Source organism: Mycobacterium sp. (assembly GCF_046095365.1).
GTDB lineage: Bacteria > Actinomycetota > Actinomycetes > Mycobacteriales > Mycobacteriaceae > Mycobacterium.
In genome coordinates this window covers 1-10,977 of sequence record NZ_JBJTJF010000143.1, presented here as the reverse complement: position 1 = coordinate 10,977, position 10,977 = coordinate 1, and the positions used below count along the sequence as shown (strand labels likewise).

8 protein-coding genes are annotated in these 10,977 nt (G+C 69.0%); 2 read left to right on the top strand and 6 right to left on the bottom strand.

Annotated features, from left to right (window positions below):
* Positions 1-39: 39 nt before the first annotated feature.
* The 6 genes from ACKOQ4_RS11300 to ACKOQ4_RS11275 all read right to left on the bottom strand — a co-directional run bounded on the left by ACKOQ4_RS11300 (position 40) and on the right by ACKOQ4_RS11275 (position 7,339).
* Positions 40-468, bottom strand: coding sequence for a prepilin peptidase (locus ACKOQ4_RS11300; RefSeq protein ID WP_526291824.1), 429 nt, complete (start codon positions 466-468; stop codon positions 40-42).
* 11 nt (positions 469-479) lie between these two features.
* A complete protein-coding gene (locus ACKOQ4_RS11295; protein WP_526291822.1) occupies positions 480-1,292 on the bottom strand; it encodes a shikimate dehydrogenase in 813 nt (270 codons plus the stop codon).
* Between the two features lies 1 nt (position 1,293).
* Entirely contained in the window at positions 1,294-2,577 is a 1,284-nt protein-coding gene (mltG, locus tag ACKOQ4_RS11290) for an endolytic transglycosylase MltG (protein ID WP_526291826.1), read from the bottom strand.
* 2 nt (positions 2,578-2,579) lie between these two features.
* Positions 2,580-3,074, bottom strand: coding sequence for a Holliday junction resolvase RuvX (gene ruvX, locus ACKOQ4_RS11285; RefSeq protein ID WP_526291820.1), 495 nt, complete (start codon positions 3,072-3,074; stop codon positions 2,580-2,582).
* A 5-nt stretch (positions 3,075-3,079) separates the two neighbouring features.
* Positions 3,080-5,800 (bottom strand): alanine--tRNA ligase, encoded by a 2,721-nt coding sequence (alaS, locus tag ACKOQ4_RS11280; protein WP_526291818.1) that lies wholly within the window; start codon positions 5,798-5,800, stop codon positions 3,080-3,082.
* A gap of 198 nt (positions 5,801-5,998) precedes the next feature.
* Complete coding sequence (locus ACKOQ4_RS11275) at positions 5,999-7,339, bottom strand: replication-associated recombination protein A (RefSeq protein WP_526291816.1); 1,341 nt, start codon at positions 7,337-7,339, stop codon at positions 5,999-6,001.
* Positions 7,340-7,767: 428 nt separating this feature from the next.
* Between ACKOQ4_RS11275 and ACKOQ4_RS11270 the strand changes: the two genes are divergently transcribed.
* Positions 7,768-9,954, top strand: a complete 2,187-nt coding sequence (locus ACKOQ4_RS11270; protein WP_526291814.1) for a hypothetical protein — start codon at positions 7,768-7,770, stop codon at positions 9,952-9,954.
* 142 nt (positions 9,955-10,096) lie between these two features.
* On the top strand, positions 10,097-10,977 hold an 881-nt coding region (locus ACKOQ4_RS11265), incomplete at its 3' end, for an LGFP repeat-containing protein (RefSeq protein WP_526291812.1).

Sequence of the window (10,977 nt, the reverse complement as noted above, 5' to 3'; positions counted from 1 at the left end):
TGGTCCATCGCAACACGCGATCATCTTCCCACGTCCGGCTCACAGCACCGCCAACGCCGCCGCGGTCAGGCTGGCCAGCAGCATGGACGGTCCGTGCGGTACCGTCCCGCCACGCCCGCCCAGCAGACAGCCCGCCGCAGTCAGCAGCGGGGCGCCGAGCGCGGCCAGCAGCCACACCGGGGCCCCCAGCGCTCCGGTCAGCGCGCCCAGCCCCACCGCGAGTTTGACGTCGCCGCCGCCGAGGCCGGCGGGGTCAGCCAGATGAACGGCCAGGTAGAGCCCGCCCAGCGCGAGCGCTCCCAGGACGGCGGCCGGGCCGCGGCCGCACATCGCCCAGCCGACGAGAATCGCCACGGCTCCGGGCACCGTGAGCGCGTTGGGCAGCCGGTGCCGCCTGAGGTCCGCGATCGACAGAGCGGCCGCCCACACCACCACCGCCCCGCACGCAGCCGCCGGCAGAGATCCCATGGCGCCGCAGGCTATGCCAGGGCGGCCGCCATCTGCTCTCGCGGCGCGGGCCGGCCTGTGAATTGTTCGACCTGGCTGACCGCCTGGTGCAGCAGCATCTGCAGCCCGCTGATGACCTCGCCGCCGGATGCGGCGACCGCTCGTGCCAACGGGGTGGGCCACGGGTCGTAGATCGCGTCGAGCAGCACCGGGACGCCGGCCAGCGTCTCGGCCAGTCCGGCGGCGGCCTCCGCCGGGATGGTGCTGACCACGACGTCGGTCCGCTCCGCCGATTCCCGCAGCCCGTCGTCGCCGAGGCGGTGGAACGCCGTCTCCACGCCCAGCCGCGAGCCCAGTTCGACCAGCCGGGCCGCATTCTGTGGGCTGCGTGCCGCGACGGTGATCTCGTTGACACCCAGCCCGGCCAGCGCCACCACCGCGGCCGGGGCGGTCCCCCCGGAGCCCAGCACGGTCGCCCTGTGCAGACCGCCGCGCCGCGCGGCGTAATCGGCAAGCGCGCCGGCCACCCCGTCGATGTCGGTGTTGTCGGCACGCCAGCCGGTTGCGGTGCGCACCAGGGTGTTGGCCGAGCCGACCAGTTCGGCCCGCTCGGTTCGTTCGTCGGCGACGCGCAGGGCCTCGAACTTACCGGGCATGGTGACCGAAACACCTACCCACTCCGGGCCGAAACCCGCTACGAGAGCGGCTAATTCGTCAGCGCCGCATTCGATGCGCCGGTAGCTCCAGTCGTCCAATCCCAGAGCCCGATAGGCTGCCAGGTGCAGTTGCGGCGACCGCGAGTGCGCGACCGGCGAGCCCAGAACGGCCGCCTTGCGCGCAGTCATCTCATCGTCCGGAATCGAGCACGCCGCTGCTGAGCGCCTTGTCCCGGTTGGCCAGATGCTCCTGGTAGTCGCTGGTGAAGAGCGTGGTGCCATCGGAGTCGATGGTCACGAAATACAGCCAGTCCCCCGCCTCGGGCTTCTCGGCAGCCGCCAGCGCATCCGCGCCCGGCGAACAGATCGGCGTGGCGGGCAGGCCGGCCTTGGCGTAGGTGTTCCACGGAGTCTCGGTGTGGCGGTCCTCGTCGGTGGTGGCCACCTCCTGGCGGTCCAGCGGGTAGTTGACCGTTGAGTCGAACTCCAACCGGTCGTAGTCGCTGGCAAGCCGGTTGTAGATGACGCGGGCCACCTTGGCGAAGTCGGCGGGCTGGGCCTCCTTCTGGACCAGCGACCCCACGATCAACACCTCGTAGGGCGAGATGTTGAGCCCCTTGGCCGACTCCAGGATGCCGCCCTTGACGTAGCGCTCGGCACTGTCTGCGACGAGCTTGGCCAGGATCTCCTTGGCCGACGACGCCGGGTTGATGTTCCAGGTGCCCGGTGCGATCAGGCCCTCGATCCGACGGTGGCTCTGCCCCATCGCGCCGGCCCCCTTCAGCGCCCAGTCCGGCACGTTGAGGGACTGCAGCGTTCCCTCACCCGCGGCGGCCTTCAGGTCCTTGTCGGACACGCACTTTCGCGTCCCGTTGAGGTCCACGCAGCTCGCGTCGGCGATCAGCGAGAAGATGCCCGGGTTCACGTCGCCGGTGCCGACCACCTCGATGTCGTCGAGTTGCTTGCCCTCCGGGATCACCAGCTTGCCGACCCGCGACTTGGCGTCGGTGAGCTTCTGCACGGCTGTCGCCGCCGGGATCTGGGTGCGCAGTTTGTAGAAGCCCGGCTGGATCGCGGCCAGTTCGGCGTTGCCCGATGCCGCCCCGATGAACATCCCGACGTCGCCGATGACGTCCTTGTCCACCAGATCCTGGGCGATCACCGACCCCGAGTCCCCGGGGTGGACCTCGACGATGATGTCGTCCTTGCCCTCGCCGCTGTAGTCCTTTGGCAGCGCCGGGCCGCCGAACAACCTCGGGCCCAGCAGCCACGCCGCCAGTCCGATCGCCAGCAGAACGCCCAGCAGACCCAGCAGCCTGCCGCGGTTGCCCTTGGCCGGGGCTGCCGGCGACGTCCCGCGGGCCGCGCCGACCAGGGTCGGCTCCGCGCGGTCCGGGCGCGGGCCGTCGGGAATCACGTCGTCGGGAATCACGTCGTCGGGAATGAAGTCGCCGGATGTCACGTCGTCGGGCATCGTCACTCTTTCAGTGTCGTGGCCGCGTTGCGGCGTTGGTCGAGCCAGCCTTGCAGGATAGCCACGGCGGCAGCCTGGTCGATCATCCCCCGTTGATTCCTGGCGCGCACCCCCGCCTCGCGCAGGGATCTCGCCGCGCTCACCGTCGTGAGCCGCTCGTCGGCCAGCCGGACCGGCACCGGGCTGATCAGCGCCGCGAGTTCCCCGGCCATGCGGGTGGCGTCGTCGGCCGACGAACCGGCCCGGTCCGCCAAGGTCCGCGGCAGGCCCACCACGACTTCCACGGCACCCGTCTCCTCGACCAGGGCGGCGATCCGGCGCAGGTGGGCACCACCACGGTCGCGGCGCACGGTCTCCACCGGGGTGGCCAGGATGCCGTCGGGATCACTGGCCGCGACCCCGATGCGGACGGCGCCGACGTCGACGCCGATCCGGCGACCACGGCCCGGGTCGTCTGCGCCCGGACGGTCGGGCCGCGGGTCGCGGTCGGCGGTCACCGGCCTCAGCTCCGGTCCAGCTCAGCGCGGACGGCGGCCAGCGCGGCGTCGATGCCGGCCGGGTCCTTGCCGGACCCCTGTGCCAGGTCGGCCTTTCCGCCGCCCCGACCGCCGACGGCCGAGGCCACCACCGCGACGAGGCCGTCCGCCCGCGCACCGGCTTCCCGCGCGGCCTCGTTGGCGGCGACCACGAACGGCACCGACGGGCCGTCGTCGCCGGCGGGGCCCTCGGCGATCAGGACCACGACGGCCGGGGCGGACCCGAGTCGGCCGCGGATGTCACCGGCCAGGGACCGCAGGTCCGCGGCGGTCATCCCGGCAGCCATCTGCCGGGCCACCAGACGGACCCCGCCGACCCGCTCGGCTGCCGCCGCGGCATCGCCGGCCGCCGCGCGCGCGCTGGTCAGCCGCATCCGTTCGAGTTCCTTCTCGGCGGCCCTGAGCCGATCGACGAGCGTGGCGACCCGCCCCGGGACCTCCTCGGACGGCACCTTCAGCGTCGCAGCCAGTCCGGCCATCAGCGCACGCTCCCTGGCCAGATGGCGGAACGAGTCGAGGCCGACGTAGGCCTCCACGCGGCGCACACCGGAGCCGACCGACGACTCGCCCAGGATGGTGACCGGGCCGATCTGCGCGGAGTTCCCGACGTGGGTGCCGCCGCAGAGTTCGAGTGAGAACGGCCCGCCGATCTCCACCACCCGGACCTGATCGGGATACTGCTCGCCGAACAGGGCCATCGCCCCCATCGCCTTGGCCTTGTCGAGCTCGGTGACGAAGGTGTTCACCGGATAGTCGGCCTGAACGGCCTCGTTGGCGATCTCCTCGATCCGCGTCCGCTGGTCGTCGGTCAGCGCGCCCTGCCAGTTGAAGTCGAAACGCAGGTAGCCCGGCCGGTTCAGCGAACCGGCCTGAACAGCGTTGGGGCCCAACACTTCTCGTAGGGCGGCGTGAACCATGTGCGTGCCGGAATGTCCCTGGGTGGCGCCGTGCCGCCAGCCCGGATCCACCGACGCGACGACGGTGTCCCCTTCGACGAACTCGCCGGACTCCACGTTCACCCGGTGCACCCACAGGGTCTTGCCGATCTTCTGCACATCGCCGACGGCCGCTCTGGCCGACTCCCCCGAACCCGTGCCGGCGATCCACCCCACGTCGGCGATCTGGCCGCCTGACTCGGCGTAGAGCGGCGTGCGGTCCAGCACCAGCTCGACCCGTTCGGGCGCAACGGTTTCCGAGTGCAGCCTCGGATGGTGCGCGACCACCGGGACCCGCTTGCCGTCGACGAAGATCCCGAGGATCCGCGCCTGCGAACTGAGCTCGTCGAAACCGGTGAACTCGGTGGGGCCGGCGTCGAGGAGCTCACGGAACGCCGACAGGTCGGCGTGGGCGTGCTTGCGGGCGGCGGCGTCCGCCTTGGCCCGGCGGCGCTGCTCGGCCATCAGTTCGCGGAAGCCGAGTTCGTCGACGCTCAGGCCGGCCTCGGCCGCCATCTCCAGGGTCAGCTCGATCGGGAACCCGTAGGTGTCGTGCAGGGTGAACGCGTCAGAACCGCCGAGCTCGGTCCTGCCGGCCGAGCGCGTCGCGGCGGCGGCCTCCTCGAACAGTTTCGAGCCCGACGCCAATGTCCGGTTGAACGCGGTTTCCTCGGCGACCGCGATGCGCCTGATCCGGTCGAAGTCGGCGACCAGTTCGGGGTAGGACGGCCCCATCGCGTCGCGCACGCACTCCATGAGTTCGCCGACGACGGGCTGGTCGATCCCGAGAAGCTTTGCGGCACGGATGATTCGGCGCAGCAGTCGGCGCAGTACGTAACCGCGGCCCTCGTTGGACGGGGTGACTCCGTCGCCGATGATGATGGCCGCCGTCCGGGAGTGGTCGGCAATGACCCGGTAGCGGACGTCGTCGGCGGCGTTGCCCTGTCCGTAGCCGCGGGGCGCTCTGGCGGCCACCGCGTCGATCACCGGTCGCATCAGATCGGTCTCGTAGACGTTGTCCACGCCCTGCAGCAGGCAGGCGATGCGTTCCACGCCCATCCCGGTGTCGATGTTCTTGCGCGGCAGCGGACCCAGGATCTCGAAGTCCTCCTTGGAGGTGCCCTCGCCGCGCTCGTTCTGCATGAAGACGAGATTCCAGATCTCGATGTAGCGGTCCTCGTTGGCTTCCGGCCCGCCCTCGACGCCGTATTCGGGACCACGGTCGTAGTAGATCTCCGAGCACGGGCCGCACGGGCCGGGGATACCCATCGACCAGTAGTTGTCGGCCATCCCGCGGCGCTGGATCCGCTCGGCCGGCAGGCCGGCCACCTCCTGCCACAGCCGCACGGCCTCGTCGTCGTCGTAGTAGACCGTCGCCCAGAGTCGTTCCGGGTCGAACCCGTAGCCGCCGGCCTCGACCGGCTTGGTCAGCAGGCTCCAGGCCAGTTCGATGGCTTCGCGCTTGAAGTAGTCGCCGAAGGAGAAGTTGCCCGCCATCTGGAAAAAGGTGTTGTGCCGGGTGGTGATGCCGACTTCGTCGATGTCGGGGGTGCGGATGCACTTCTGGATGCTGGTGGCCGTGTCGTACGGCGGTGTGCGCTGACCGAGGAAGAAGGGCACGAACTGGACCATGCCCGCGTTGACGAACAGCAGGTTGGGGTCATCGAGGATCACCGACGCACTGGGCACCTCGGTGTGGCCTGCTGCGACGAAGTGATCCAGGAACCGCTTCCTGATCTCGTGGGTCTGCACGGGTGGGTTGGTCCTTGTTTTGGTGGTTGCGTGGGGGCTCGGGTGTGGCAGGGGGGCACCGCGGGCTTCGACCGCGTTACATTACCGGCTCACCCACCCAGGAAGCTGAGCCTGACCGACCGGAAGCACAACCGCTCGAGGTCTCCGCGGCCCCGGCAGAAAGCCCGCACCTCGTCGGTCAGGTCCACGGCCTCCAGCCTATGTCCGCCGCCGCCGGATGATGGCACGCAACCTGGACAGCCGGCCGGCTATCTCACGCTCGGCGCCCCGGCCGCTGGGACGGTAGTAATCGACCCCGACGATCTCGTCGGGTGGGTACTGCTGGGCGAGCACACCGTCGGGGTCGTCGTGCGGATAGCGATAGCCCCCGGGTTTGCCCAGCCGTGCTGCACCCGGGTAGTGCCCGTCGCGCAGGTGCGCCGGGACCGGACCGGCCTTTCCCGCACGGATGTCGCCGATCGCCGCGCCAAGCGCCGTGGTCACCGCGTTGGACTTCGGAGCGCAGGCCAGGTGGACGGTGGCGTGTGCCAGGGTCAGCTGGGCCTCGGGCATCCCGATCAGCGCGACGGTCTGGGCCGCGGCCACGGCGGTGAGCAGCGCGGTGGGGTCGGCCATCCCGACGTCCTCGCTGGCCAGGATCACCAGCCTGCGGGCTACGAAACGGGGATCCTCCCCCGCCACCAGCATCCTGGCCAGGTAGTGCAGTGCGGCGTCGACGTCGGAGCCGCGGATCGACTTGATGAAGGCGCTGACGACGTCGTAGTGCTGGTCGCCGTCGCGGTCGTAGCGGACAGCGGCCCGGTCCAGGGACTGCTCGACGACCTCGGCGGTGATGGTGCCGCCGGCGGCGGTCTCGGCGGCCACCTCCAGGGCCGTCAGCGCCCGGCGGGCGTCACCGGCCGACAGTTCGACCAGCACGCGGACCGCCTCGTCGTCGATTCCCACGGTGCCGGCCAGCCCGCGCGGGTCGGTGACGGCGCGCAGGACCACCACCCGGACCTCCTCGGCGGTCAGCGGCTGCAACTGCAGGATCAGCGAGCGCGACAGCAGCGGCGCGACCACCGAGAACGACGGGTTCTCGGTGGTGGCCGCCACCAGCAGGACCACCCGGTTCTCGACCGCGGCCAGCAGCGCGTCCTGCTGAGTCTTGGAGAACCGGTGCACCTCGTCGATGAACAGGACGGTCTGCTCGCCGTGCGTCGCCGCCCGGCGGGCCACGTCGATGATCGCGCGCACGTCCTTGACCCCCGCGCTCAGGGCCGACAGCGCCTCGAACCGGCGCCCGGTCGCCTGCGAGATCAGTGACGCCAGCGTGGTCTTCCCGGTCCCGGGTGGCCCGTAGAGAATCACCGACGCCGCGCCCGATCCCTCCACCAGCCGGCGCAGCGGCGAGGCCGGCCCGAGCAGGTGGGCCTGGCCGACCACCTCGTCCAGTGCTGCCGGCCGCATCCTGACGGCCAGCGGTGCGGTGCCGGGAGCCGGGCCGCCCGGGTTCCGACCCGCCCGCTCATCCGGCAGTTCGAAGAGGCTCTCGGACATGCGTCAGGCTTACCATGACCGGCCGCCGCGACCGGCCGACCTCGCGGGGCGCGAAGCGGAACGGCCGCGCGCTTCGGTGGGTTTTCGACGGACTGCTGCAGATTCAGCGACGAGCCGGCACCGTCAAGTCCGGCACCCTCGCACGGCCCCTGGGAAGGCGAGCGCCCCAGCCGGACCTCGCCCCGAAATTCCCAGTTGGGCCGACGTTTGGGCCTACCACGCGCAGCGTGGCCGGGCAAGGATTTCATAGCGGTTTGATTCGGTCACAAAACTTTCGCCGAAACCTTGCGAGGCAAACAAACGGTTGACTAGCTTGGTGAATCTAACTGGAATAAGACGACCTGGCTTGCCCCTGAGTTGCCGAAACGCGTTACGAGAACCGGCATCTGAGGTTGTGGCTGGGCCAAGTCGCGCGAAAGGGAGCACCTGTGGCTGACAAGATCCCCAACCAACCGCTCAACATCGTCGAGAACTTCGTCGACAAGCCCTACACGGTCCAACGGCTGGTTGAGCGTCCCGTGGAGCGGGTCGTCGACAAACCCGTGACTCTGGAGCGGGTCATCGAGCGGCTTGTCGTCGACACCGTCGACAAGGTGGTCGACAAACCCGCTCAGGTCTCCCGGACGGTCGAGCGCCCGGTCGTGACGGTGGTCGACCAGGTGGTCGACAAGCCGGTCAAGGTCTCCCGCACCCTCGAGCGCCCGGTCGTCACGGTCGCCGACACGGTCGTGGACAAGCCGGTCAAGGTCTCCCGCACCCTCGAGCGCCCGGTCGTCACCGTCGAAGACACCGTCGTCGACAAGCCGGTCAAGGTCTCCCGCACCCTCGAGCGCCCGGTCGTCACCGTCGAAGACACCGTCGTCGAGAAGGCGGTGAAGGTGGGCCGGCTGGTGGAGCGCCCGGTGGTCACCGTGGTCGACGAGATCGTCGACAAGGCGCATTCGGTCACCCGGAACATCGAGCGCCCGGAGGTGACGGTGACCGACACCTTCACCGACCGGCCGGTCCAGGTTCAGCGGCTGGTCGAGCGCCCGGTGGTCAATATCCTCGACAAGATCACCGACAAGCCGGCGGAGGTCCAGCGCCTGGTCGAGAAACTGGTCGTGTCGATCGTCGACAAGGTCCAGGAGCGGCCGGCGCAGGTGGAACGCCTGGTCGAGCGGCTGATCGTCGACATCCGCGACAACGTGGTGGAGAAGCCGGTCACCGTCGAGCGTCTGATCGAACAGCCGGTGGTCAGCATCGTCGACAAGGTCGTCGAGGTACCGGTCAACCGAGTGGTCGAGCGGGTCGTGGAGAAGCCGGTCGAGAAGGTCATCACCAGGGTCGTCGAGAAGCCGGTCGAGAAGATCGTCGAGAAGATCATCGAGGTGCCGGTAGAGAAGATCGTCTACAAGACCGTCGAGAAGCCGGTGGAGCGGATCGTCGAGATCACGGTGGAGAAGCCGGTGGTCAAGGTCGTGGAGAAGGTCGTCGAGATCGCCGTCGAGAACATCGTCGAACGGGTGGTCGAGAAGCCCGTCGACCGGGTCGTCGAGAAGATCGTCGAAAAGCCCAACATCGTCGAGAAGGTCATCGAGCGTCCCGTCGACCGCGTCGTCGAGAAGATCGTCGAAAAGCCCAACGTGGTGGAGAAGATCGTCGAGCGCCCCGTCGACCGCGTCCTGGAGAAGGTCGTCGAGAAGCCCAACATCGTCGAAAAGGTGCTGGAGCGCGCCGTCGACCGGGTCGTCGAGAAGATCGTCGAGAAGCCCAACATCGTCGAGAAAGTCATCGAGCGGACTGTCGACCGGGTCGTGGAGAAGATCGTCGAAAAGCCCAACATCGTCGAGAAAGTCATCGAGCGCCCCGTCGACCGCGTCGTCGAGAAGATCGTCGAAAAGCCCAACATCGTCGAGAAAGTCATCGAGCGGACTGTCGACCGGGTCGTGGAGAAGATCGTCGAGAAGCCCAACATCGTCGAGAAAGTCATCGAGAAGCCGGTCGACCGGGTGGTCGAGAAGATCGTCGAGCGGCCCAACATCGTCGAGAAGGTCATCGACCGACAGGTCGACCGTGTCGTCGAGAAGGTGGTCGAGCGGCCCAAGATCGTCGAGAAGGTCATCGACCGGCCGGTGGAGAAGGTACTCGAGAAGACGGTCACCAACCCGGTGCTGATCGAGAAGGTCATCGAGCGTGACGTCGAGTACGTCAACGAGGTGATCGTCGAGAAGCCGGTCGAGACCCGGATCGAGAAGATCGTCGAGAAGCCGGTCTACGTCGAGGTCGAGAAGATCGTCGAGAAGCCGGTCGAGCGGATCGTCGAGGTCGTCGTCGAGAAGCCGGTGATCGTCCAGAAGTTCGTGGAACGGGAAGTCCAGCGGGTCGTCGACCATGGCACTGAGGAGGTGCACGTCACCCGCCGTGTCATGGGCAAGGCCACCGAGGTGGAGGCCCAGTACATCGAGCACGGCACCCGCGAGGTCGAGTGGGTCGAGCGCGCGACCGGCGAGCATCCCGACGACGACATCGTCGGTGACGAGTCGACGGTCTTCCGGGCTCGCGAGGCCTACATCGCCGATCCCAGCATCCGCGAGGACGACCCCCGGCATCCGAACTACCGGAAGGACCGCTAACACCGCACAGCATGACGCCGGGGCGGTCGAAACCCCCTCCCGCCCCGGCGTCATCTCACTGTTCGGGGGACGTGTAGCAAACCAGGCATTACAGTCAGCCCAACCATTCCCACCCGGGAAAGACACCTAAAAGGAGTTAGTTGTGACAGCAACTTCGTCGCCGCGTCGCCGCGGTGCCTCGCTCGCCCTGAGCGGGATCTTCGTGGTGGCCGGCACCCTGCTGGCCAGCGCGCCCCTCGCGGGCGCGGCCCCGTCGACCGAAGCGGTCAACGAGATCAACGACCACTACACGCAGTTCGGCGGTGAGAGTTCGCCGCTCGGCGCCCCGACCGGCGAGGCCGTCGAGGTCAAGGGCGGGGTCGAGAAGGACTACGCCAACGGTGCGATCTTCTACTCCAAGGAGACCGGCCCGCAGGCCATGTACGGCGAGATCTTCAAGAAGTACCAGGCCCTGGGTGGCCCCGGCGGCGAGTTGGGCTTCCCGAAGAACGACGAGAGCGACACCGGCGACGGCGTCGGCCGGTTCAACGACTTCACCGAGGCCAACGGCGAAGAGGCTTCGATCTACTGGGGTCCGGCTTCGGGCGCCTGGGTGATCAAGGGCAAGGTACTGGAGGCCTGGCGGCAGGCCGGCGGCATCAAGAGTCCGTTCGGCTACCCCAACGCCGACACCACCACCGCTGACGGCACCCTCACCAGCACCTTCGTCGGTCCCGACGGGACCCAGATCCAGTGGTCCAAGGCCGCCGGCCTGGTGACCGTCCCGGCCGCGCTGGCCGGCAAGATCCCCGGATTCGGCACAGGAGGGACCACCTCGATGAGCAAGCCCAGCACCGCGCCCACCGCGCCGTCGGTCGAGAAGAAGGGCGGCTTCAAGTGGTGGTGGCTGATCCCGATCCTGGGTCTGCTCGGCCTGCTCGCCTTCCTGCCGCGGCTGTTCCGCAAGCCGGTCGCGGTTGAGCCGGTGAAGGTGGCCGCCCCGGTCAAGAAGGTCGCGCCTCCCCCGCCGCCGGCACCGCCGGT